This is a genomic window from Aliiglaciecola sp. M165, assembly GCF_007197995.1.
Classification (GTDB): Bacteria; Pseudomonadota; Gammaproteobacteria; order Enterobacterales; family Alteromonadaceae; genus Aliiglaciecola.
In genome coordinates, this window is the sequence record NZ_VKKH01000002.1 from 1 (window position 1) to 23,789 (window position 23,789).

Annotated in this window: 22 protein-coding genes; 5 read left to right on the forward strand and 17 right to left on the reverse strand. The window is 41.8% G+C overall.

Annotation, left to right across the window (positions count from 1 at the left end; all coding sequences use genetic code 11):
- Positions 1 to 103, forward strand: a 103-nt coding sequence (locus tag FM019_RS02200; RefSeq protein ID WP_143834274.1) for an integrase core domain-containing protein, incomplete at its 5' end; no start/stop codon positions are given.
- A gap of 109 nt (positions 104 to 212) precedes the next feature.
- Here the strand turns inward: FM019_RS02200 and FM019_RS02205 are convergent.
- The 3 genes from FM019_RS02205 to FM019_RS02215 form a co-directional block, all read right to left on the reverse strand.
- Positions 213 to 3,929: a S8 family serine peptidase gene (locus FM019_RS02205; RefSeq protein WP_143834275.1), complete on the reverse strand. Its 3,717-nt coding sequence runs from the start codon at positions 3,927 to 3,929 to the stop codon at positions 213 to 215.
- 234 nt (positions 3,930 to 4,163) lie between these two features.
- The gene (locus FM019_RS02210; RefSeq protein ID WP_143834276.1) at positions 4,164 to 5,603 is read right to left on the reverse strand and encodes a YfcC family protein; all 1,440 of its coding nucleotides are present in this window, start codon (positions 5,601 to 5,603) and stop codon (positions 4,164 to 4,166) included.
- A gap of 191 nt (positions 5,604 to 5,794) precedes the next feature.
- Positions 5,795 to 5,974 carry a hypothetical protein gene (locus FM019_RS02215; RefSeq protein ID WP_143834277.1) on the reverse strand — a complete coding sequence of 60 codons (180 nt, stop codon included), beginning with the start codon at positions 5,972 to 5,974 and terminating at the stop codon, positions 5,795 to 5,797.
- Between the two features lie 298 nt (positions 5,975 to 6,272).
- Here FM019_RS02215 and FM019_RS02220 point away from each other — a divergent pair, with 298 nt between their 5' ends.
- Both FM019_RS02220 and FM019_RS02225 read left to right on the forward strand, forming a co-directional pair.
- Positions 6,273 to 7,070 carry a DUF2884 family protein gene (locus tag FM019_RS02220; RefSeq protein ID WP_143834278.1) on the forward strand — a complete coding sequence of 266 codons (798 nt, stop codon included), beginning with the start codon at positions 6,273 to 6,275 and terminating at the stop codon, positions 7,068 to 7,070.
- A 1-nt stretch (position 7,071) separates the two neighbouring features.
- On the forward strand, positions 7,072 to 7,884 hold the full coding sequence (locus FM019_RS02225; protein ID WP_143834279.1) for an SDR family oxidoreductase: 813 nt from the start codon (positions 7,072 to 7,074) through the stop codon (positions 7,882 to 7,884).
- A gap of 66 nt (positions 7,885 to 7,950) precedes the next feature.
- On the opposite strand, the gene FM019_RS02230 is transcribed toward FM019_RS02225, so the two are convergent.
- The 3 genes from FM019_RS02230 to FM019_RS02240 all read right to left on the reverse strand — a co-directional run bounded on the left by FM019_RS02230 (position 7,951) and on the right by FM019_RS02240 (position 10,667).
- On the reverse strand, positions 7,951 to 9,372 hold the full coding sequence (locus FM019_RS02230) for a sodium-dependent transporter (protein WP_143834280.1): 1,422 nt from the start codon (positions 9,370 to 9,372) through the stop codon (positions 7,951 to 7,953).
- A 104-nt stretch (positions 9,373 to 9,476) separates the two neighbouring features.
- Positions 9,477 to 10,223: an SDR family NAD(P)-dependent oxidoreductase gene (locus tag FM019_RS02235; protein WP_143834281.1), complete on the reverse strand. Its 747-nt coding sequence runs from the start codon at positions 10,221 to 10,223 to the stop codon at positions 9,477 to 9,479.
- Positions 10,224 to 10,667 carry a thiol-disulfide oxidoreductase DCC family protein gene (locus FM019_RS02240; protein ID WP_143834282.1) on the reverse strand — a complete coding sequence of 148 codons (444 nt, stop codon included), beginning with the start codon at positions 10,665 to 10,667 and terminating at the stop codon, positions 10,224 to 10,226.
- Between the two features lie 197 nt (positions 10,668 to 10,864).
- Here FM019_RS02240 and msrA point away from each other — a divergent pair, with 197 nt between their 5' ends.
- On the forward strand, positions 10,865 to 11,404 hold the full coding sequence (gene msrA / locus FM019_RS02245; protein ID WP_143834283.1) for a peptide-methionine (S)-S-oxide reductase MsrA: 540 nt from the start codon (positions 10,865 to 10,867) through the stop codon (positions 11,402 to 11,404).
- Between the two features lie 36 nt (positions 11,405 to 11,440).
- Here msrA and FM019_RS02250 read toward each other — a convergent pair whose 3' ends face one another.
- Entirely contained in the window at positions 11,441 to 12,556 is a 1,116-nt protein-coding gene (locus tag FM019_RS02250; protein WP_143834284.1) for an esterase-like activity of phytase family protein, read from the reverse strand.
- A 215-nt stretch (positions 12,557 to 12,771) separates the two neighbouring features.
- Between FM019_RS02250 and FM019_RS02255 the strand changes: the two genes are divergently transcribed.
- Positions 12,772 to 14,652: an alkaline phosphatase family protein gene (locus FM019_RS02255; RefSeq protein ID WP_143834917.1), complete on the forward strand. Its 1,881-nt coding sequence runs from the start codon at positions 12,772 to 12,774 to the stop codon at positions 14,650 to 14,652.
- 92 nt (positions 14,653 to 14,744) lie between these two features.
- Here FM019_RS02255 and FM019_RS02260 read toward each other — a convergent pair whose 3' ends face one another.
- From FM019_RS02260 to FM019_RS20775, 10 genes are all read right to left on the reverse strand, one after another.
- Positions 14,745 to 15,731, reverse strand: a complete 987-nt coding sequence (locus FM019_RS02260; RefSeq protein ID WP_185969159.1) for an O-antigen ligase family protein — start codon at positions 15,729 to 15,731, stop codon at positions 14,745 to 14,747.
- Between the two features lie 277 nt (positions 15,732 to 16,008).
- Positions 16,009 to 16,719 carry a WecB/TagA/CpsF family glycosyltransferase gene (locus FM019_RS02265; RefSeq protein WP_143834286.1) on the reverse strand — a complete coding sequence of 237 codons (711 nt, stop codon included), beginning with the start codon at positions 16,717 to 16,719 and terminating at the stop codon, positions 16,009 to 16,011.
- The gene (locus tag FM019_RS02270) at positions 16,716 to 17,648 is read right to left on the reverse strand and encodes a glycosyltransferase family 2 protein (protein ID WP_143834287.1); all 933 of its coding nucleotides are present in this window, start codon (positions 17,646 to 17,648) and stop codon (positions 16,716 to 16,718) included. Before FM019_RS02270 ends, FM019_RS02265 begins: the two co-directional genes overlap by 4 nt.
- Entirely contained in the window at positions 17,620 to 18,357 is a 738-nt protein-coding gene (locus tag FM019_RS02275) for a GDSL-type esterase/lipase family protein (protein ID WP_143834288.1), read from the reverse strand. Before FM019_RS02275 ends, FM019_RS02270 begins: the two co-directional genes overlap by 29 nt.
- Complete coding sequence (locus FM019_RS02280; protein WP_143834289.1) at positions 18,327 to 19,379, reverse strand: glycosyltransferase family 4 protein; 1,053 nt, start codon at positions 19,377 to 19,379, stop codon at positions 18,327 to 18,329. The genes FM019_RS02275 and FM019_RS02280 overlap by 31 nt, the downstream gene beginning before the upstream one ends.
- Positions 19,376 to 20,119, reverse strand: a complete 744-nt coding sequence (locus FM019_RS02285; RefSeq protein WP_143834290.1) for a sulfotransferase — start codon at positions 20,117 to 20,119, stop codon at positions 19,376 to 19,378. Before FM019_RS02285 ends, FM019_RS02280 begins: the two co-directional genes overlap by 4 nt.
- Positions 20,116 to 20,961: a sulfotransferase domain-containing protein gene (locus FM019_RS02290; protein ID WP_185969160.1), complete on the reverse strand. Its 846-nt coding sequence runs from the start codon at positions 20,959 to 20,961 to the stop codon at positions 20,116 to 20,118. The genes FM019_RS02285 and FM019_RS02290 overlap by 4 nt, the downstream gene beginning before the upstream one ends.
- Positions 20,958 to 22,172, reverse strand: coding sequence for a hypothetical protein (locus FM019_RS02295; protein ID WP_143834292.1), 1,215 nt, complete (start codon positions 22,170 to 22,172; stop codon positions 20,958 to 20,960). Before FM019_RS02295 ends, FM019_RS02290 begins: the two co-directional genes overlap by 4 nt.
- On the reverse strand, positions 22,169 to 23,254 hold the full coding sequence (locus FM019_RS02300; RefSeq protein WP_143834293.1) for an endo-1,4-beta-xylanase: 1,086 nt from the start codon (positions 23,252 to 23,254) through the stop codon (positions 22,169 to 22,171). The genes FM019_RS02295 and FM019_RS02300 overlap by 4 nt, the downstream gene beginning before the upstream one ends.
- Complete coding sequence (locus tag FM019_RS20775; protein WP_185969161.1) at positions 23,251 to 23,628, reverse strand: acyltransferase; 378 nt, start codon at positions 23,626 to 23,628, stop codon at positions 23,251 to 23,253. Before FM019_RS20775 ends, FM019_RS02300 begins: the two co-directional genes overlap by 4 nt.
- Positions 23,629 to 23,789 lie beyond the last annotated feature (161 nt).

Consider the following 23,789-nt stretch of genomic DNA (forward strand, 5'->3'; position numbering starts at 1 on the left):
TGCTAAGAAGATGGTGGAAGAATCAATACAGATATATAATCAAAGAAGGCCGCATCTGGCCTTAAAATACAAAACGCCCGATGAAGTTCATCGAGCGCTTTAATGTGAAATAAGTGTCAACCTATTTCAGGACTAGTCACTAACAACTTTAGCTTGAGCCAGCCCATACCAAAATAAATTATAATTGATATTAATCAGCAAAAATTTGCAACTTAATATTTAGCCGACATTTCCTTTTTAATGTAATAAGAACGTCTATATACCAACAAGAAGATAATTAAAATTACATATAAAGGAGCTAATACTCCTCCGCTCTCACTCTGATTTTGAACGGGGGCTTGTGAAGACGCCCTAGAACTATCTAGTGGAAACGCGTCTTGAACGTCTGGAGTTCCATCACCATCGTCATCTTCATCTTTATTATTTCCAATACCATCTCTATCGGTATCTGTTGTTTCAGTTGGATCCAATGGAAAAGCGTCTACTGAATCTTCTGATCCGTCTCCATCATCATCCGTATCCGTGTTATTCCCTGTACCATCCCCATCTGTATCCGTCGTTTCTGTTGGATCTAAAGGAAAAGCGTCGACTGAATCCTCTGCCCCATCACCATCATCGTCTGCATCCGAGTTATTACCTATACCATCACCATCTGTATCCGCTGATTCTCTTGAATCTAATGGATAAGCGTCGACGGAATCCTCAGTACCATCACCATCATCGTCTGCATCCGAATTATTACCAATACCGTCCCCATCCGTATCCGTTGCTTCTGATGGATCATATGGAAAGTCATCTACCAAATCTTCCGTTCCGTCACCATCATCATCAGTATCGTTACGATTATCCATTCCATCATTATCGGTATCTAATGGGAAAAGGTCTTCGGCATCTAAAATGCCATCACTATCGTCGTCAATATCAGCATGGTTGCCTATTCCATCGGCATCAGAATCTAAACTCTCACTAGGGTTAAATGGAAAACTATCTTCTTCGTCTTCAACACCATCGTTATCATCGTCACGGTCAGCATTGTCCCCAACACCATCACCATCAAAGTCGGCGCTTTCCGATGGATCTAGTGGAAACAAATCCGAATCATCGTTAATACCGTCATTATCATCATCATTGTCTGTGTCGTTGTTAAAACCATCGTTGTCAGTATCAAAGGGAAACGCATCTTCTGCATCTAAAACGCCATCGTTGTCGTCGTCAGAATCTGCATTATCGCCTAAACCGTCACGATCAAAGTCTCTACTTTCGTCAGCTAAATAAGGAAAAATATCATTATTGTCATCAACGCCGTCATTGTCGTTGTCATGATCATTGCTATCTAATAAACCATCACCATCTGAATCCAGATCCATAAAATAGGAAGTGTTTGACGTCAAAGTAATGCTACGTTTTTGCCTATATTGAAGACCAACCTCGATACCAATTTCGTAAACTTCACCTTCAAGATCTGCTGGAAGACTACCAAAATTAAATTGAATAGAGCCCTCATTCTCCTGGAGTACAATTTGAATGAAATCGCCAAATGCAACGATGATGTTTCGGTTGGGAGCTTCCCCTTTTATCCATTCGCGTTTCGATGCGTATGAGTCAAGTTTGACTGGAGCAGCATAAATGCGCACCGAATTGAGGTGTTTGTCTACGAATACACTATCGTCATAGTGACTATTTGAATGCTCTACTATCACTGGGTTAGAGTTTGCGAGGTCCTTAGCTGCGTTATTTGTTGCTTCTGGTTGTTTAGTTTGTTGCTTTAACCTAGCGTCTTTCTGTTTTAAAGAATCTACAAGTAAGAAAGGGCTTTCAGATGTCACTAGCCCGTAACGTTGTGTGCCGCTGCTGAAACTGAACGATTTACTGATATCGGTAGTCACCCCACCTAACCTTAATTCAACGGGGCTATTTTCCCACTGACCTAATTGTTCATCTACGTTTCTATCAATAACCACCCATTCAGCTGTTATTTCTGAGACAGGTTGATACTCATTTAAAACAATGAGGTTTAAATCGTAATCAAGAGGATTAGTTAGAGTGATGTCTCTGGGAGTGCTTGAAGAAAAAGTTAGAATTCCCATGCCATCATTCGCGTGTACGTCAAATTCCAAACCGTCGTCGCGCGATTGGAAAGTATCACCAGTTATAGAATCGGTATAGGTGTACTGCTCCCCTGGTTGCTCACAATTTATACTTTTCGTTTTGACTTTAAAAGCCTCGTTCACAACAGCATAGTTAGTATGGTTATTTGATGGCAGTAACCTTCTTTGAATCACTTTATTTTCACAATCAAGGGCGCCCTGATTGTTTCCGGATAGCGTCAAGAGATCCTTCCCGGCTATATTTATTGGATATCTGTAATTTGGGAAAAATTCTTCGTATGATCCACCAGAAGCCAATGCATTGGCAATTTTCCAGGCAGGCCAATCATTGTTGTGTGACTTTATCACCGCAGCCATTGCGGTGAGAATTCCTTCTCCCGGATTACCGGGCGCTACATAATCATAACCATCAACCCAGAGCCCATTGTCCTCTTCCCAAACATGAAATCTATCTACATAGGTCTCGTCGCCTGAAATCACTAATTTTAATTCGATAACTGAGTCACTTAAAATTGGGGGAAAATAATAATTACTTAGATCGAGCTCGGCGGTATATAGGTCCCAAATCCCGCGCGCTTTGGCAAAACCATTAGTAAAAATTTGCCATTCTTCAGTACCAACGACCCGGAATTCCAGATTGACAAAACCTACGCTATCGGTATAAATGGGATGTCTGTTAGGGTTTAGGCTATTCACCCGCTTAATTCGTTTGAGACTGACATCAATGAGTAGCTTAGATGTATTCAGTTCAGCAAGATTAATAGCAGGGAGAACGATTTCAGAGCGCCCTCCGTTATTTGCCAATGGTTCAATGTGCCAAGTCATTGCCTCTGAGTCGTCGGGATGTTCTATTATATTTATCCAATCAGAAACCGTGACATTGGAACTAGCTGGGGTAACTTCTAAAACATAGTCTCCATTAGAAACATACTTTTCAAAAGGTACTGTTGATATCGTGTCTTCAACAACGATGGAAGTCGTAGCAGATCGGCCGTAGTTGCCATATGTAGACAATCCTCTTTTGAGTCTAGATGCTGATACTATGTTAGGGCTATGCAATGAAAAGGGGAAGATAGGCATGAAATCCAAGTGTTCCCCGTCGTAGTCAGGTGTATTTGTCATTCCGCTTATGAATAAAAGGTCATTCGATTCTATTTTGTCCGATAAGCTGAGTAGAAGTTTGACAGCATCTTCTGTTTCTGGCGTGTAAAAGCCTGGCCCAATGGAAAACGAAATTGAGATTGCAAATAAATTGACGCCGTTGTTTTTTAATTGAATGGCATAATCAACGCACTCTTCAATAACAGCGACATTGTCAATTATCGGCTGCGCATTAAAATTATCAGGTACTTTACAGGAAACTATTTTTGTTGCAGGGGAAATACCGCGAATCCCCAAGCCATTATTTGATTGAGCGGCAATAATACCCGCCAAGCTTGTTCCCCAACCATCATTGTCGGTCAAGTCTCCATTTTGATCTGCTATATTAATGCCGCTAACATCATCTATATAGCCATTTGAGTCATTATCAACGCCATCATTTGGTACTTCATTAGCATTGTTCCAAAAGGCTTGCTGTAGGTCTTCGTGACTAGTTTGAGACCCAAAGGATATAATCATTACAACGTTTTCTTCCCCTTGGCCAAGTGCATTCTCTGTTTCCAAAACACCAAACCTGTAACCACCTGGATCTGAGTCAACACTATTTCCTTCGAATTGCCATTGACGAAAATGCAATGGATCGTCCGATGCTACTAGTGAAGCGGAAACAATTGAAAGGGAAAGCACGAATGAGATAAGAGGAAATTTAATACAGCTCAAAATTAAGTCCTTTTAACGATTGTAAACAACAGCTTTAAGCACATCGACTTAAAAGAAGGAAATGGTAACACAAACCGCTTGATTCTGGTAAAAGTAAACAAGCTAAAACAGAGCTAAAATCGACGCTTTGACTGACGTTGTTGCTAAGCTAGCTGCTAAAAAAGCCTAAGTTAACGTTTTAATATTGAAAGGGTGCCCATTGGCACCCTTTTTTGTTGTTATCCCACGAAAACATCAGCTAGTTATCAGTTGCATCGGTAAATCTACAGCGGTAATAACAGGCTGCACATCAGCACCGTAATCGAAGACAACAGCCAGTACTAACACCAAAGACGCGGCCAGCATCAGCTTGATAATTAATGGGAAGCAGAACTTAAACCATAAGTGATAAGGCACCCCTGCCATCCCGATGATCCCCATAAGTACTGCATTGGTCGGAATGATCATGTTTGAGAAGCCGTCACCAAATTGATAGGCAAGTACCGCAATTTGACGATTAACCCCAATCAGATCCCCTACTGGCGCCATCAATGGCATGGTGACATAGGCTTGGCCACTTCCAGATGGAATAAACAGGTTAAGAATGGTTTGCATGATAAACATTCCCACAGCCGCCAATTCTGCACCAAGGTGAGACAGTGGCGCTGACATTCCGTAGACCAGCGTGTGCAGTATTTGTCCATCTTCCATGATTAACGCAATCCCTCGCGCCACACCAATCAAAATCGCGGTAGTAGCGAGATCTTGCACCCCTTCGATAAATTTATTCGCAGCAGTATCTGCTGCAAGTTGACCGACAATGGCAGTAAACATGCCCCACAAAATGAACATCGCTCCCAGCTCATAGAGATACCAACCTTTTTGCGAAATGCCCCAAACCGCAGTAGCAATGGTCGCAACCAGACCAAACAAGATTAATTTATGGCGCGTATTGAGAACAGGATAATCCTCTGTTTCTGCTGTGCCTAACGGACAAGGAAGATTGGCAGTCATTGAATTGGCCGGGTCTTGCTGCACTTTTTTTGCATAACGCCAAACGTGGTGAAAGCCAATCAAGACAAAAGGAACAAATATCGCCAGTCGCAATTCGATGCCTGAATACAAGGGTACGTCAGCGACTTGCTGGGCCACCATCACTGTAAAAGGACTAAATGCCGATACGCCGTATCCAAAGCCATACCCTGTAACAACCATGCCAACGGCTGTCATCGCATCGAGCCGCATGGCTTTGCACAGGCCAACCAAGATCAACACAAAGGGTATGTACTCCCCTGCAGTACCAATCGCACCTGATGCCATTGCAAAGGTAAAAACCACCATAAAGATAAGCAATTGAGGCTTGTGACCAAAACGTTCCAATAAGCTACCAATGAGCGCATCAATGGTTCCGGTTGAACGTGCGATTGCAAGCACGCCGCCTACGATAAATACAAAAAATATCACATCTTGTGCTGCGGCTAATGCTCTTGGTATCGCCACCAAAAAGTCCATGGGTGAGAGGCGGATCTGATCGTCTGAAAGTGCATAGGTACCCGCAACGACCGCCTGGCGGCCATTTTCTAAAGTAACCGTCTCAAAAAAACCTTGTGGAACAAGCCAGGTGGCCAGATAGGCAACTAACATCATCGAAAGTAATAAGATAAGGGTATGGGGAACTTTAAATTTTTCGGTCATTTTTGTGCAGATTCCAAAGAGATTTAAAATATCTTACTCGATAAGACTAAGATATAAAGTGAAATAGAGAGTCGAAAGCTCAGTTGTATAAAGAACATACGAAATTTGCACAAATGCCAGGAAGCCGTAAAAAAGAAAAACGCGGTGCCGTTCAACCGTCCACCGCGTTCGAATATTTGAAGTAAAGGTATTTACCACATGAGCGCTATTAACAATAACAATCCAATCACTAAACCAGTCACACCAAAGAAACTGTATTCAACTTTTTCGCGCATTCCTCCTGCTGGAGAAGGGATAAATCCCATGATGACGCAGCTTACGCCAATAACAAAAGAAAATACGGTCAACCCAAATAAGATCGCTTCTAACATGCTCTTTCCAATACCAATATAATAGACTTGTTATATTATGCACCAAAATCAGTGATTTGGGGAATGATCTAAATCAATCCGTGTAACAATTATCTTTTTCTAATTAGTGGTGAAATTCACTAACTTTTAGTAAAGAGTCGCAATTATGTCACAAGAAGGTTACGTACTTTTTAAAAGTTATTTATATAACTTACTGTTTAATAAATCTTTTTCGATATTGGTCTAAGTATTGCTCAGTTTAACAAGTACATTTAACAAGTGATTAAACCAGACCTTTTAGGTCGTAAAGGAATTCAACATGAAAAAGACTCTGATCGCAGCAAGTATCGCCCTTTGTTCCACCACTGCTTTTGCAGGCAATAACCACGACAGTTGCAATATCAACATTGACGGTCAGGTTTCCTTGATTGATGAAGTACTTACCATAACCACCGAAGATAAAGATGTGATCCGTATCGAAGCTGGCGAAGTGGTTTACGTGAATGGCGATGAGGTTTTGTTAAACGCCGAACAGCAAAACTGGATGTCGAGTTACTATGACGGAATATACAGCGCAGTGCCTGCCGTAGCTGATATTGCATTAGATGGTGTGGCAATTGCCAGCACAGCAGTGACTGAGGTATTTGGTAATTTGTTAGGGACCGATTCAAGTGCAGTGGATAACATCAACGACAAGCTGGACGAAATCAAAGATAAAATTCAATACAACTTTTATGCTGAAGATGGCAGCATCAGACTAGACTCTACACACTTCAGCGATGGCGAAGTATTTGGTCCGCAATGGGAAAACGAATTTGAAGAAGCGATTGAAGAAGTTGTTATGTCTTCAATTGGTCATTTGCTCGTTGCCATTGGCACTAAAATGATGTTTAACGGTGGCGATACAGATAGTTTCGAAGCCAATATGGAAGACTTTGCGGCAGATATCGAACAACGTATCGAATCACAAGCCGAGGAACTTGAAATAAAAGCGGATGCTTTGTGTTCTCAGTTGGCTGGCGTCGATTATGTAGAAAACAACCTTCAGGCCTCAGTAAAAGAACTTTCTGGTTTGAATATTATCTCAATTGATTCTCATGGAAAAAAATTGAAATAAAATGAACATAACGATCATTGGCGGTGGCTGGCTAGGACAGCCACTTGCAAAACGTTTGATAGAAGCTGGCCACGATGTAGTGGCCACAAAGCGTTCAGTCGATGGAGTGAATGCACTGCAAGCGCAAGGCATCGAAAGTCAATGTTATCAATTGGGAGACGATTTAGCTTCTCCAGAGGTAGTTTCGCTATTAAGTAGTGACGTCCTGATCATTAATATTCCCCCAGGCAGAAAATCCTATGAGCCCTTTGTTTTTATTAATAACATGCAGGCGCTAGTTTCTGAGGCACAGATGTGTGGCACGTCTCATGTGATTTTTGTCAGTACCACCGCAGTCTATGGCAACCAATCCCGAACGGTTTATGAGTATTCTGAGACTGACGCTGCAACAACCAGCGCTAAAGCCCACGTTGAAATAGAAAAGCATCTGCGCAAGGTCTTTTCTGATCAAGCTTGCATTTTAAGATTGGCAGGATTGGTTAGTGAAGATAGACACCCTGCGCGCAGTTTATCTGGCAGACAAAACATCGAAAACGGACAACAGGTAGTTAATTTGGTGCATAGGAAAGACGTTATTAACGCAATACAAGCGATTTGTGAAAACGAAATCTATGGACACACATTGCACCTGTGCGCTATTGAACACCCTACTCGGGCCAACTATTACTCTGATGCGGCAGAAAAAATGGGGTTACCCCTTCCTAGCTTCAGACCGACAACCAGTGAAGAAGCAGGTAAGTCAATTAACTGCGAATTTACCTTGAAAACCTTAGGATTGAACCTGGAATTTTCCAGCCCTTACGATATGTTGTAAGCATGAAAATTGCTCACCAATGCACAAGTCATTCGCATTGGCGAGCAGAAATGATTTCGCAGTAAATTAACCTATTATTGCCTCACCAAAATACTTGAGCGCAACCGTGTTAATGAACACCAAAAACAGGATGACTGGGATGAAGGTTCCAACTGAAAAATCTACATATTTTTCAAACAGACTCCCTTCATAACTCGGTGAGCCTTGATCCAGTTCATGATTGAAATTCTGCTTTTTCCAACGGTAAATAACAAACAAACATATCAATAGCCCGTTCAGTGGCAATATGGTGTCGTAGAACACATCTACAATCACATCAAACAGTGATTTCGTTTGACCAGCGTAATTTACGAAGGCAGTTACAGGGTCCCAAATACCAAAAGACATCGAAGCAATTGCTGAGGTAACCACCAACAATAAGCCCATTATACCTAGTGCCTTTTTACGACTGGCCCTTTTAGATTCCATAAAGGCCGAAACCGGTACTTCAAAAATCGAAACCAAAGACGTGATCGCTGCAAAAAACACCAACAAGAAGAATAAGCTCGCCACTACACTCGCACCGATATAACCGATTGATGCTTGCAGTGCTAAAAATATCTTCGGTAAGAAGGTGAAAATCATCCCTACTGATGAATCACTCAAATCAGCAGTATTGGTATTTGGATTAAATGAAAATACGGCAGGAAGTATGAGAAGGCCAGCAATAAAGGCTACCGCAGTGTCAGCCAATGCGACAAATTTAGCAGACCCTGGAACATCAGTTTTACTGTCCAGATAAGAGCCATAAGTGATCATTATGCCCATACCTAGAGACAGTGAGAAGAAGGCCTGAGACAGCGCAGCACTGACCACTGAGGCGTCAATTTTGCTAAAATCTGGCACCAAATAATATTGCACACCAGCAAAGGCGTTATCTAAAGTTAGGACAAAAATTACTAAGCCTATGAGCATAATAAACAATGCTGGCATCATCACTTTAGCGGCTTTTTCAATGCCTTGTTTTACGCCACCTTGCAAAATAAGGTACACCACCGCCAGGACCGCAACCATGTAAATGAACAGTTCAGAGGATTGAATAAAATTGCCAAAGGTTGCTGGATCTGCCAGGGCATCTAGGTTACCGGTAACAGATTGGAATAAGTATCCAAAGATCCACACAGTAATTACCAGGTAAAATACCGCAATCATAAATGGTGTGATGATCGACAACCAGCCGGCCAATCGCCAATGGGGCTCTTTGTCCGTCATCGACACATAGGCGTTTAGCGGATCTTTGCGGCTGTGACGGCCAACTGACATTTCTGCCAACATGACAGGTAAGCAAATCAGTACAACAAACACGGCGTACATTATTAAAAATGCACCGCCACCGTTTTTGGTTGCGGCAACGGGAAATCCCACCATGTTACCAATGCCAACTGCTGAACCTGCAGCGGCAAGAATAAAACCTAAACGAGAACCAAACTGTTCGCGGCTTGCTGCCATAGTATTTTCCTTTTTTTATTATATTTTGATTGCGCAAGATGGTATCAGCGAAAAGTAAAAATGTCTTCGCTTGAGACCATAAAGGTTGTTAATAAGCTGTAAACTTACCACTGTATGGGTTGGTTGTTCCAGTCTATGTAGTGTGGCGATTGCTCTATATTTAGCGTTTGGAGGTGAGTTAATAGCTGCTTGGCAGTAAATTCAGCATTGAATAGTTTTTCTTTGGGTACATTTGCCTGAAATGGCTTGGACAGTTTGGTGTCAACCGTTCCTGGATGGTAGCTGACAAACTCAACGTTTTTTGCCCGTCTTTGGTATTCTACTTGGGCGGTTTTGATCAGCATATTCAATGCTGCTTTGCTGGCACGATAGCCATACCAACCACCCAATTTATTGTCAGAGATACTACCAACCCTTGCGGTAAACAATACGATCTGGCTCTTGCTTGCACCTTTTACTAAAGGCATAAGATGTTTAATCCACAACATGGGGCCAATGGTGTTTGTTAACAAATAACTTTGCAATTGCTCACTAGTGATATCTTCAAGGCGCTTTTCTGGAGACAGTTCGACGCCATTTTGATGGCCTGACAATGCGCCAATACAACAGATCACCAGACCGAAATGGCCAAATGGGAGGACGTGTTGCACTGCCGCTTGAATGCTTTGCTCTGACTGGCTATCGGCGTATAAGTATTCCACGCCAGCCACATCACCTCTATCGGGCGAGCGCGTCACGCCAAAGACCTTTTTATAGCGACCACTGGCGATAAGTTGTTCAAGCAATTGCCTGGCAATCCCTCCTGTTGCACCGATGACTAAAGCATGTGAATGGGTAGTCGATGATTGCATTTAAGCCTCTTTTTTCGCTTGTGATTTTAACGATTCAGTAGTGCAAAGAGAGGGATCTTCCGATAAAGGCTGGCAACTGCTGCAACGCGGTTTGCCAGTCAACCAGAACGATATTCGATACCGGTGCCTGGCAAAGACGTTATAAACCCGATCAGCAAACCATCGAACGAGCGGCCAGCGCAGCGGCGCATAGACCCAACCTTTGCCCACTTGTTTCCACACCTCATGTGTTGCATCCAGGCCAGTTACCATTGTGCCATCTGGCAATTGTGCATGTATTCGGTCGTTTAACCTTTGCCAGTCTAAGTTAGGATAATCCGTGCTAAATTTTGGAGCCTGTATGTCCACAAATTCAATAGTGGAGTGCACATCCAATGACTTTAATTTGCGCATTTCAATCATGCACAAGGGGCAATAGCTGTCATAAAATATTTTGAACTTCAATTCGGTTCTTTCCGTTCTAATTGAAAAGGGTCAATCAAGCGATAAACCATTTGGTAAACACTTTTTTATCTAAGGTTTGCAATGAATACGTAAAAGTTAGCTTGCTGGATGACTTGAACTTTCAACTTTACGCAACCATGTTGTGTAGTAACGATGTGTACGAATCCCTTTGTGGGTAAAAAAGAAAAGGAAAGAAAATGGCTAATATTCAACATGCAACCCTTGCTGGGGGGTGCTTTTGGTGCATTGAGTCTGCGTTTAACAGTGTTGAAGGTGTTGAATCGGCGTTTTCTGGATACGCCGGCGGACACACCAATAACCCGTCCTACGAGCAAGTATGCTCCGGAAACACGGGACATGCGGAAGTAGTACGAGTCAATTTTGACGCAGACAAATTAACTTATCGCGACGTGCTGGAAATCTTTTTTGCGCTGCATAACCCTACGCAGCTCAACAAACAAGGGAATGACGTTGGCACCCAGTACCGAAGCGCAATATTCTACCATGATGATGCTCAAAAGGCGGAAGCTGAGAAAATCATTGCAGAAATTGGAGCAGAAAATATCTGGCCTGAACCTGTCGTAACTGAAGTTGTAGAGATTAACAACTACACCCAAGCGGAAGATTATCATCAGGACTATTTCAGCAACAATCCGCAAAACCAATACTGCAATATGGTTGTGGCACCAAAATTAGCTAAATTTAAAAAGAATTTTGCTAGTCGCTTAAAAAGTTAACCCATTGGCCCGTTAATTATCGGCGGGCATGTTTTCCTAGTTTAACCAGTTTGGTTGAATGGGCATTGAAAACAACAGTGGTGCAAACTTTTCATAACGCGAACGATTCGTTTCACACACCACGTTGTCAAGGTAGTGTCGTTTCCATGGGTCATTCACCATCCAAATCGTATCGCCGTTGATTGCTACACCTTCTAGAGAAGAATTGTCCATAAGCTCATAGTCTGGGCATGTTTTATCTTGGGAATTTGTTGGTGCTAAAAACTGTAATGGAACAACTTTAGTTGAACGTTGTTTTTCTATATCAATGATCCAAAGTTGATTGTCATTGCGTGCAGCGGCAACGAGAAACCCTTTATGATTAGGAACTTGCAAATAGTCCATACCATTAATTGGATGCGTACCTGAATCGAATTGTGGAATATCAAACTTTTCATCTATGACTTGGGCAAAGTCATCCGTCGACCAAAATTGGTCATTGATGGCCAAAGAGAAAATTCTTGCATGATTGGTGATGTCTTTTTCCAGCCCGAGATACAAAGTACCGTCAGGCGAAAAAGCCAATGCTTCCACACCGTCATTAGGGAAGTTACCAATACTATATTCTGAAGCGAACTGAAGCGGCCTTGCGTGAGTCATTAACAGAGTATTGTCATCCTGCAGCTCCAGGCGGATCAATACTGTGGGATAATCCGTTGAGCCGCTGTTGTTAAATCGTAGCTGACATTCTTGTGACATGCCGACACTGCGGGTCGCATCTTCGGTAACGACCAATATCACCCTATCGTCTCTGGGATCCACAGCCAAGGCTTCCAAGTCAGGAGAGTCGTTTAAGTAGGGCCCAAAACAACTTTGCCCCACCCTTGCTGACATCTGCATCGGCAACGATTTTGAGGCCACCCTTGCATCATCTTTAGAAATGACATGCAATTGTAGTTGTTGTGAAACATCGGCACTGGCGTCTGACACACTGAGTAATTTGTCGCGCCAAAGCTTCAATCCAGAAGTTTGAGGGTTAAGCATGACATCGCCGTTGGTCTCCACCAGCCATTGCCCTTTAACACTGATGTAAGTCGACTCAACTTTATTATTTGAACAACCACTAAGGACGGTTAAGGTCAGAACAATCCAACCAAGGTAGTGTTTTTTCATGAGATTCCTATACACATGACAGACAGGATTTATAAAGTGAAGCTCGGGCAAGATCAAGTAATTCAGAAAACTATTTGATCACCTTGCCATGCATAGTGCAGACTTGAACTAAGTTTGAACAAAAACAAATTGATATCTTGGCTGACGAATCTAATAACAAAACTTCTCAATCAACAGAAAAATCCCATGTTCACACCGCCTGTAGTGAAACGCCGATACCTAAAATTATTGCCGGCCCAATTTTACGTGCAGTCAATGAGTCAGGGATCACAGTCTGGATTGTCACCTCTGTCTTATCTCCAATCAAATTGGTATTAAAAGACACCCACGGTGCGTGTTTGTTTGAACAGGAGTTAAACTCAACACAACACCAGTCAGTGCAAGTTGGCGAACGAGCCTTTATTCAAGTTTTACACGTTCAACCTGAATCGAAGTTAATCAACGGAGATCGTTATTTTTATGATGTTATAACCGTCGACCAATCTGGAAAGGAAACCTCTGCCAGTGTTTCTTTGAAAGACATTTTATATGAACAGCATAGTTGTATGAGTTTTGTGTTCAAAAGTGAGATATCGAATTTACTACATGGTTCATGTCGAAAACCACACCATCAAAGTGACGATGGTTTACTCGCGGTTGATGACACACTCAAAAACGCCTTCAATAATCCATCTGACCAACCTGACATGCTGATCTTAAGCGGCGACCAAGTGTATATCGATGACGTCGCTGGGCCGACCCTTTGCGCCATTCATAATGTTATCGACCAGTTAGGTTTGTTCCACGAAGACTTACCGTTAGAAGGGTTGGAAAACAGTGCGAAGCTGACAGAGCACGAGCATGGCTATTATCAACGCCCTATGTTGTTGCCTGATGATGTTGCCAGCGAAACGGTTATGTCATACTTTTTTGCCGCCAAGAAAAAGCCTATTTTCACGTCGGTTAATGCCAACAATCATTTGATTAGTCTGGCAGAAGTGATTGCGATGTACATTCTGGTTTGGTCACCTGAAATGTGGCAAACCGCCATAATGTCTGATAAAAATATTGCCGACGAGTTTAAAGAAAAATTTGCGCAAGAGAAGGCTGACATAGAAGCATTCAGCCAAGGGCTTTATCGCGTTCGACGCGCATTGGCGCACATACCTGTCTACATGATATTCGATGATCATGATGTGACCGACGACTGGAATCTGACTCGTGGCTGGGAAGACGCTGTATACAACCATCCGTTTGCCAAACGAATTGTTGGCAATGCCATACTTGGTTATTGGTTGTGTCAGGGCTGGGGCAATGACGTTGATAAAATCTCTCCTCTGACAGAAAAATTGTCGAGCCATTTCACAGATTCAGGGCTTATTAACCACGATGAAACTATTGATGCCATTCTTCATTGGGATCAATGGCATTACACCCTTGATACAGCGCCAAAGATTGTTGTTCTTGATACACGAACCCAACGCTGGCGTTCAGAGTCCAGTTTAGTTAAACCTTCAGGATTAATGGACTGGGAAGCGTTGTGTGATTTACAACAAGAACTCATCAACCAACCCTCTGTCATCATGGTCTCGGCTGCACCCATTTTTGGCGTAAAACTGATTGAAACTGTGCAACGAATATTTACGTTTTTTGGCAAAGCTCTTGTCGTTGACGCTGAAAATTGGATGGCACATAAAGGCACAGCAAGTGTCATTCTCAACATATTCCGCCATTACAAAACACCACCTAACTTTGTCATTTTATCAGGGGATGTACATTATTCATTCGTATACGACATCACCCTAAAGTTTCGGCGTAATAGTCCACACATTACCCAAATAACCAGTAGCGGGATCAAAAACGAATTCCCTGACACCTTGATACGTTGGTTTGATCGGCTCAATCGCATCCTCTATGGGCCAAGATCGCCGTTAAACTGGTTCACTCAACGCAGAAATATGACAATCAAACACCGTAAACCGGGGAAGCAAAAAATTCGAACGCTCTATAATGGTTCAGCGATTGGTTTACTTAAAGTAGATAAAAATTGTAAAAATGTAGACGCTAGCTTGCTTCGCGCGAACGGTGAAACGGTAAAGTTCCATCAACGTGACTAGGGGAAGCTGTTCAAAAAGGTGACATATGAGCATCAGTCCTTGCGAGATAACGCCTTAAATGACGCATTACAAAATAGGCGCTCACCTTCATTTTACGAATCAACAGACAGTTGACTGTTAGAGGATGTAGAACTCGATTCATTCTCCACTGCATACTTGTAAGCCGTTAGCGACGAAAGCAATATGACAAACAGAAAATGGCTGAATTCCTGGTGACGAAGAATAATATGCTGCATGAGTGTCCAGACAAAATAAACCGTAACGAACAAAAACAGGCATTTAGAGGTTTTTTCCAATCCTGAATAGTTCATCGCGGTAACGACTAGCCTTACCAACTTAAAATAAACAAATAGAGCTATCCCAAAGCCGACCATTCCCAATTGCAGCAGCGTTTCAAACCAACCATTGTGCATGCTCATTGGCCCCCACGTCAGAATGTAGCGAATGTATTCGCCTCCCATACCACCATCGTATTTCCAAAACGAATTGTAACCAAAACCCAATAGCGGTTTCTGCATCACCGAGTCTAAACCCAACGCCCATAGCTCAGTTCTTCCGGTTAAGGTCGGGTCTTTACCTAATAACATCAAGAAGTACTCATAGGTAAACATGATGAACACCGTTACCATCAAAATAATCATGACAACAAAAAAGGAATTAACCATGATTTTATCGCGGTCACCATAAAAAACGGGGGAAAACCGCACGAGTAAGGGCAACAATAAAATGAGCACTAATGCAGTAGCAGACCCATTCCCCAACAATAGAATAGTGGCAATAATCAGAGATAAAATGCTCGTCGCTTTTTTCTCAAAAAACGCAAAGTTTAAACAGAAAAAATAGACCAGAATTTGCCCCAGTCTGTTTTTTTCAGGGAAAACACCTCGAAATGCATTTTCTCCGACGTAAACAGAAATGCCGTATTCTGGCAGTAAAATGACAAACAGAAAGGACAATATAATGATTAGCCGAAAGACATAAAAAATTTGCTTGAGAATAAATTCGATAGAATAGGTGTATCCCACAACGATGGCAAAACAGCTCAACAAAACAAGTTGCAAAGAACTATACAGCGACAAGCTTGGGAGTGCCGACCAGCTGAAAGATATTACAGCTAGCCCTAAGAGCGTCAAAAATGCTAAATTTTGTTCAAAAAAATGTCGGATTTTTCGAAAGTATACAACCGTGATCACCGCGCAAGATAAATATATGGGTAACCACAGTATCATGCGCAGTTGGCTGTTCCCCTCTTCGAGCTGTTCCCTTACAGAGGCTCCAGATATTAAGAAATCCACAACAGCGCCGGTCGACAAAAAAAGCGACACGACAAAGGTTAAATATATCAGTTTCCTAAAACTACTGGATAAATCGAGCATATATTACTTTAATAAAAAATATTGGAATTCCTAACACATACCTCTGAAACAAACGTCTAGGTTCATTTATAAGTCGATAAAACCATTCTAACCCGTTATCACGGAAAAACGCTGGAGCACGATTAAAACGCCCTGCCAAAAAATCGAAAATAGCTCCGCCATTAACGATTAAGAGATCTTGTTGAAAATTGTCTTTTAAATACATAGCAAACAATTCCTGTTTGGGCATGCCCATCCCAAGAATAACAATATCCGGCGCATGTTTCTCAACAAATCTTAACATTGTTGGATTGCTGCCAAACCCATCCATATAACCGATAACGTTGATATTTTGATTCTTACACACCTCTACACTTTCAGAAATGTAAGGCTCTTGGGTACCGATAAATACCACTCGCTTATTTGACAGCCTGGCAAGAATTAGTGGGATTAGGTCTGTGCCATTCAAGTTAGCGCCTGCGGCTCTAGAAAAACACTTGAGTAAAATTTTTGTACCGATCCCATCTCTCAAAAGTAGATCTGAATTCAACAGCGCATGCTCAAAATCCGGAGACTTGGTTGACATATTGCAGGCATGGGCATTGACGAATGACACAATGTTAACGCCGGCGTTTTTAGCCATAGCCTCAATTTCATCAAGTGCCTGAGTCGACGTATCAAATACATGAATATTTTGCGCCAAGTCTTTCATCTCTTCACCGCGCCTCGTATTGCAGTTATAACTTTGTCCCCAATTACACCTTTAAATGTCATCCACAAAATAGCTTTTTTAGACATTTCACTTTGAATCAATGCGCGATAAACGCAGGCAAGCGCATAACGGATGTCTTGGTAAAAGTAATAAGGTATAACATAGCGTAAATAGAAGCAGGCCATATCCTTGCGAGCTAAATCAGATGAAACCAGGTCAATAAAAGTAGTAGCTTGGTTGTATGCTTTATTTTGACTCAATCTTCCCTGACTCGACTCATCATTCCAAACGACTAGCGTCTCATCCACGAACACGATTTGCTCAGCGCTATTAAACCCATGGATAAAATACAGAAAATCTTCGTATTGACTTAATGATTCATCAAATTTAATTGATTTGGCCAAGTCGCTGCTTAGAAAAAACGCACTGACCTGAGCAAAATGCCCATGTACAAACAAATAGTTCTCGCCAGAAGCAAATTGCTCAATATTTGCTTTAGGCACAATTTCTTCATAACCATCTCTCAAAACTCGCGTTTTGCTCATGCAGAAAGTAGATTTTTGCTGAACTAAACACGCGTCAACACAACGTTCCAGCTTAGTGTCATACCACTGATCATCTGAGTCGAGAAAGGCTATGAATTGCCCCTTTGCTGCTCGCACGCCTTGATTTCGTGAATAGGAAACGCCGCTATTTTCTTTGTTGCGTAAAACTTCAAAAGGAAAATTTATAAACAAATCTAATTGGGATAAGGTGTTTGATAAAGGTACGGTAGAATAATCATCGACAAATATCACCTCAAAGTGCCGATAAGTCTGCTGATTAAGGCTTTTAATCGCACCTGTAATTTCTTCTTCTCGGTTGTATACAGGAATAACAACTGATACTAATGGTAGTTGCTCAGCGTCGGCAGTTACGTGAGAATGCATAGTGTTTTTCCATTTCTTTAAACCAAACTGATGCCATTTTATTCTGACCTCGTATGTTAGGATGGACCCAATCAAGGGTGTCAGAATTTTCCAAATTAGGGCGCTCTGTCCATCCAATATTGTGTTGCACTGGAAAGACTCGCATACCTCGCCCTTGTGCCCAGGTGATTGCTTGTTGCAACGCGCTTCTTACACCATCAATGTTCCCATAGTTTTGGTTAAGTAAAGATACAAATATCAGAATGTTAGGGTTAAGTGTTCGCAGTTCTTCCATTATCTGTTTCAACGGCGCCACAACGTCAACCTGAAAAGTATCCGATTTTCGATCATTTGTGCCAATATGCAGTAAAACAATATCTGCAGCTTTCCATTGATTTTGCTTGTGCTTTATTTTGGTTAACAACCCTTTGGTTGTAATCCCGTAATATCCCTCATGATCTCGATCAAATTTCAAACCTTTGTATTTGGGCCATATAAACCCAGCTTTATGTGGGTGATTTCGTGTTCCGACAAAATCGAAACAGATATGCTCATCAACTAACAATTGGAACAAAGAATATCGATAACTGAATTCATTTGGCTTCTTACCTCCTTGAGTGATCGAGTCACCTAGCATCAAGATATTAACGTTATCAGCCCATGCAGGATTGACAAAACACAAACAAATGACGCCTAGACCTACAATTTTTGGTAAATGTTTTCTAAACATGACATGTAGTTTTCAATTGAGAATTGACGCTCATAGGTCTGGGTGGCGTTGTCCACAAGTTGCTGCTGCAACTCGCTATCAGACAACAAACGAAGTATTGCTTCAGCAAGAGAATCGGCACTGCCAACATCGACAAACAGGCATTCTTTTTCATGAGTAAAAACTTCGCCGATAGAGCCAACAGGAGTGCAAATCACTGGCACACCTTGCGCCATTGCCTCGAGAATGACCATTGGCAACCCCTCATCATAAGAGGGAAGGACAAGTGCATGAGACTGGTACATGATTGATAGGGCTTTGTCACGGGCCAACCAGCCGTGAAAATGGCACAAGTGGTCAACACCGAGAGCCTTAGCCTTCAGGGCATACTTCTCGGTGTCACCGCCACCGAGAAAATCAACACGCACATCCAAGGAGTTCTTAACCTTGGCAATGGCTTCAAGCATGATCACAACGCCTTTGCGTTCAGACAGGTTAGCAATCATAGACAGCGACATCGCCGAACTTTTTCCGTCGGCCACAACCTTTCGTGGCACGGCGTTATACAGAATTTCTATAGGCGCATGATTTGGCACCGACTCAATAATAAATCTACGCCATTTTTCTCCCAACACGAGGTTACAATCAGTACGAGTGATGCAATATTCCGTGATGCGGCGCTTTAGAGGACTAGCGCCTTCGTAAAACGGAATTAACTCAGCCCCATGGTGATGCAGAATAGTCTTTACCTTAAAACCTCTCGCTAATGCAATAAAAGCAGCCTTGCGCACAAAACTGAATCGCTCAGACACGTTGATATGCAGTAAAGTGGGCTGTTTAGAAAATAATAACTCACTGAATACACCCACCAGTGCTTTAAAGAAGAATAAAAATGACAAAGCGAAGCCCACTTCTCCTCTGGAATCAAATACTCTTACCTCATCGGAACTGCTGTTTTCAATGTAATCTTTAATGTTTTTGGTGACCGTACCCATGCCACCACCAAATTTGTCGCCACCTGGTGAGACTAATAGAATTTTCACTTTACGTACTCCCTAAACACACTATGACTTAGGCGAGAATTGATTTCGTCAAAATTCTTGATCGCACTGTACTTATTAGACCGACTTGTCTTTTTCCATTTGGTAGATTTTGCATCAAAGATGACTAGCGAACGTGAAAAATACTGAGTCAGTGCATCTTGAATCAAAGAGATATTGCTCACTAATTCCTCATAACTGAAATAGTAATAGTGTTTGGAATACCATTTTACCAACGGTGGGCAAATGATTTGTTTTATCTTCTCTTGCATCATTAAGCGATAGACGGTTTGGTAAGGAAGAGAAAACTCTTTTACCTGACTGTCTCCTGTGGAGTGGTAAACCCCTGTATAGCGGGCAATTGATTTGGAAAGCGCGATTTCAAAAATGTTGATTCGTTCAACATTGACGACCAATACGTTTGGGGCACTCAACAATTTACGTAAACGAGGCGCCCTCCTAACTTGATCATACATAAGTTTCAATACGGTCGTTTTATTTGGTTCAGCTAACACCTCGCTAACATAAGACATGGGCGACTTGTCTTGCTTGGCTTCGCAATACTCTAAATAAAACATATTAGGCCGTAGTGCGGGGTCGCCCTTAAACTGATCTGACCGAATCTCTCTAAACACCTCGCCGTAGACTCGAAAAGTTGGTTCTTGCGACAACACCTGCATTAACCACGTCGTACCGCTGCGCTGAGTTCCGATTATCACGATCGTATCAATGATATCCTTCATTTTAATTCGGTTTCCTTCTCCCAAGGCAGTGCATCGATATTGAGCAAGGCTTTTAGCTCATCCATTTGAGGTGCTAGCGACGCTTGTAAATGTGTTCTAGTTTCCTCTTTCATGGGTGCCACAAGTTCACTGATATGTACTTTATTTTTGTTGTACACTGTGCCGACTAGCTTTGATTCCTTGAGTTGATTAAGTGCTCCTTTTAGTTCCAGTTTTCTCAACACATCACCACCTAATTCAAACGCCTTACCAACCACTTTATTTTTATTCTGTACGCTTGCGTTGACCGCATTAACCTCGACTAAATCAAGTGGTTCGATTTCAAAAAATTGGCACATCTCATCACTTACCTTTTGCGGGTCGCGTTTCACATCTTCCTGGAAGACAATGTGCATTTTTTCTTTCGGAAAATATTGCTGCCATTTTTTAATATGGACTGCGTACTGAGACTGTTGCAAGTACAATGGGTTGTTCTCAAACGCGTTTTCAAACACAGTATTTTTGCCACTTATATTGCCTGCACGTACTTCATGTAAATGATTTGAGTACATTCGCTTAATAGGGTCGCGTAATGACAAGATAATTTTAGTTTCAGGGTTATAGGTGTGGACTCGTTCAGGAACATCAGAATTATAAAAATAAGAAGGAGAGATTTCACCTGTCAACGCTCTACTATGATCACTGAAATTCGATTCGTACCACTGATATCCTCTGTCATAATAGTAAGAGAAGAAATCAAGCTCTTTGGTCTGAGATACGCATACTTGCTCACTGTTTTTTAGTACTTCATAAATCCATGAAGACGCGCACTTTTGAGCGCCTATTCCGATAAAATTAATCATAATGCGTAATCCCATTTCCTACGAAACAATATCATTCCAATTACGGTAGCTAGAGCACTTACAAATGCACTACTCGCCACCATTAAAAAAGCGTTTTGGGTTGCGCCAAAATAACCGTATGCGACGATCAAAAGCACCAACAAGGCTAAACTGATGAACAAAATCAAAGTTTGCTCACCGATGGCACCTACAAACCTAAAAATGGGTTGATAAACAGCCATCATTAGCTGTCCAAGCCCGAGAACATAAATGAAATCAAACACAACAGGATCAAGTTTTTCATCAAACCATCCTAACAACGTAGCTTCGAGCAATCTCAAAGATAACAGAATCATCAGAACCGGAACCGTTCCCAGCAACATACAACGAAACAACAAAGCCTGATTAAGCCTTTGATGTTGGCTAAATTGGGTAATTAATCGAGGTAAATAAAGTGAAATACTCACCTCTTTAAACATAGCCAAATTAGAAACAACTAAGATCGCCATACCTAAATATCCAAGTAATTGTTGCTCGAAATAAAAGCCAAAAATGATCACAAGCCCTTGTAACAAAAAAATCGGCAAAAAGCCTGACAGCCACATTGATGATGAAACAGATAACCAATGCCGCACTGGCCACTTCTGCTTAGATGGCCTGGCATTGCCTGCGTAAGCAATTAGTATCGCCACGGCAGAAGCAAAAGCGATGCCGTTCACCCACATAAACTGAGTCAAAGACGAAGTTAATGTAATCTCGAAAAATAGGTAGGTGACCCCAACGCTGACAGAAAATCCAAAGACAATAAAGAACGCAAACAGGAACCCTAATAAAGGCTTGCCGATGGCTTTACAATAGACGGTAAAAAACACATTCATCAAACCAAAAGCCACCAGATATTGGATAAAGTCCCCTATGGGATGCGTAAACTTTTGTAAGAATGCGGTTCCGAAGAATCCAAACAATGCATAGAAAACTGCACCACCTATAAGAATAAAAACCACACAAAACCTAGTGTAATGGGATTTAAGCGCATAGGATTGATTGGCGAATTTAAACGCAGAGGTTTGTAACCCAAATAACAACAGGGTACTGGCAACCAACACAAAACTTCTAACGAAGGTGTACTCACCAAAATCTGCAACAACTAAAGTGGAGGCCAATAAAATGGACGTAACAAACGCCAACGCCTTAGTGCTCAGTTCAATTAGGTAGGGAGCTGATTTCTTCATAAGCTCGCCGATATACCTTCATAAGCAGGACAATTATTCAACGCTGAAACGATAGCATGACCCAAAATATCGTGCGAATAGTCGCTCGCAAATGGTGCAGATCCAAAATTTACCTGCTCCCACAAATCATCAGACATTGAATAAGAGTACGCGTCAACCAGTCCCCAGCAAACGAGGCTGTTCACATTGGCAAACGACAAGGTATCTTCTAGATACCGCTGCAAGTTTTTCGCAACATAAGAGGCATCATTATTTAGTTGCTTTTTAGCGCCGTGGGAAACATCCAACTCAGTAATCTTGACTTGAAAACCTAAATCTTTGCAGTTTTTACAAAACGCTAACCAATCTTTTTGATCATAGTCTTCTTGACTGAATTTTAAGTGACTTTGGATACCGAGAGTCGGTATTGCGATATCTTTTTCGCGCATGTGCTCCAACATATTAAGCACAGCCTTTCGTTTTTTCCTAAAAAATCTATCTTTGTACGGGCCTACCCATTCGTTGACCACCCACTCTTTACCAGCACCGATACGGTTAGCCATTTCGGTAAAACCTTTAACATAATTGATGCCCATACGTTGACTCAAAGCATCTTTACGCAACCACCCACCTACCCCATCGTCTTCACTAATCTCATTAAACAAATCCCAAGATGTTACGTTTTCATAACGAGCAACGAGAGTTTTAATATGCTTATGAATTTGTTTTTCAACATCGCATCCACAAGAAGCGATCCAGTTAGTCATACTTTTCTCGAATATGAGTGCATGACCTCGCATTTCCAGATGATTAAATCGACAAAAATCGTAAAGTCGATCTGCCGCACGGAAATTGTAAGACTGATTTGCTTGTACAATGGCCTTCCATTTAAGTTGATTTTCGGGAGTCAATACCTTGCAGTGGTGCAATACAAACCGACGAAACTTAGCGTTTCGATACAATTCGTTCCCAACAGATGAGCCAAATGAAATTCCCTTTTTTTCTGCCAGTGCTTTTATCCCTTGAGATTCAAAAAGATCTAGGAACGGCGTGGCCATGAGCCCACCCATCATTTTTAACATCGTTCGGCGATCAATATTCATCTCTGCTTAATCTGCCCTTGAGAACCTACTATAAGCACATCTTGTTCCTCGAATACCTTAGTTATCACAGTACCTGCACCCACTAAGGTTTTGTCAGCAATCTGAGCGCCTGGACAAAAAATTGATGATGTTCCTACGTAGCAATTGTTTCCAATCGCGATGTCATGATCTTGAACACCATTTCCATGGGTCCAAAATTGGCTACTGATTCCCGCGATTACAGAGTCTTTGCCGATTTGAATTTTCCCTGCAACGTCAAAATGATGGCCATTTGTGATCAGCACGCCTTGTTCGACGACCAACTCGCGTTTGTAGCCTTCTCGCTTGGCTACCCATTTGCCACAATTAAATTTATTTCGAAAGCCAATCTTCACTCCTTTGCCTATCTTCACCTTCATTGGGCCGGTAAAGTAATTAAATTTTCCTAGACGACTGTCTGTGATTTCAAATTTGTTAATATTTATAATTGCAAGAAATCCTACATGGGAATTTTTAATCTGATACCCCAGAAGGGTGTTGTAAAAAAAACAACGTA

Bases quoted from the DNA above. Each gene is read 5' to 3' on its own strand.
- FM019_RS02220 (WP_143834278.1), top strand. From the start codon at position 6,273: ATGAAAAAGACTCTGATCGCAGCAAGTATCGCCCTTTGTTCCACCACT.
- FM019_RS02265 (WP_143834286.1), bottom strand. From the start codon at position 16,719: ATGAAAGACTTGGCGCAAAATATTCATGTATTTGATACGTCGACTCAG.
- FM019_RS02235 (WP_143834281.1), bottom strand. From the start codon at position 10,223: ATGCAATCATCGACTACCCATTCACATGCTTTAGTCATCGGTGCAACA.
- FM019_RS02300 (WP_143834293.1), bottom strand. From the start codon at position 23,254: ATGAATATTGATCGCCGAACGATGTTAAAAATGATGGGTGGGCTCATG.
- FM019_RS02275 (WP_143834288.1), bottom strand. From the start codon at position 18,357: ATGTTTAGAAAACATTTACCAAAAATTGTAGGTCTAGGCGTCATTTGT.
- FM019_RS02285 (WP_143834290.1), bottom strand. From the start codon at position 20,119: ATGAAGGATATCATTGATACGATCGTGATAATCGGAACTCAGCGCAGC.
- FM019_RS02215 (WP_143834277.1), bottom strand. From the start codon at position 5,974: ATGTTAGAAGCGATCTTATTTGGGTTGACCGTATTTTCTTTTGTTATT.
- FM019_RS02270 (WP_143834287.1), bottom strand. From the start codon at position 17,648: ATGCATTCTCACGTAACTGCCGACGCTGAGCAACTACCATTAGTATCA.
- FM019_RS02230 (WP_143834280.1), bottom strand. From the start codon at position 9,372: ATGGCAGCAAGCCGCGAACAGTTTGGTTCTCGTTTAGGTTTTATTCTT.
- FM019_RS02210 (WP_143834276.1), bottom strand. From the start codon at position 5,603: ATGACCGAAAAATTTAAAGTTCCCCATACCCTTATCTTATTACTTTCG.
- msrA (WP_143834283.1), top strand. From the start codon at position 10,865: ATGGCTAATATTCAACATGCAACCCTTGCTGGGGGGTGCTTTTGGTGC.
- FM019_RS02250 (WP_143834284.1), bottom strand. From the start codon at position 12,556: ATGAAAAAACACTACCTTGGTTGGATTGTTCTGACCTTAACCGTCCTT.
- FM019_RS02290 (WP_185969160.1), bottom strand. From the start codon at position 20,961: ATGATTAATTTTATCGGAATAGGCGCTCAAAAGTGCGCGTCTTCATGG.
- FM019_RS02225 (WP_143834279.1), top strand. From the start codon at position 7,072: ATGAACATAACGATCATTGGCGGTGGCTGGCTAGGACAGCCACTTGCA.
- FM019_RS02295 (WP_143834292.1), bottom strand. From the start codon at position 22,172: ATGAAGAAATCAGCTCCCTACCTAATTGAACTGAGCACTAAGGCGTTG.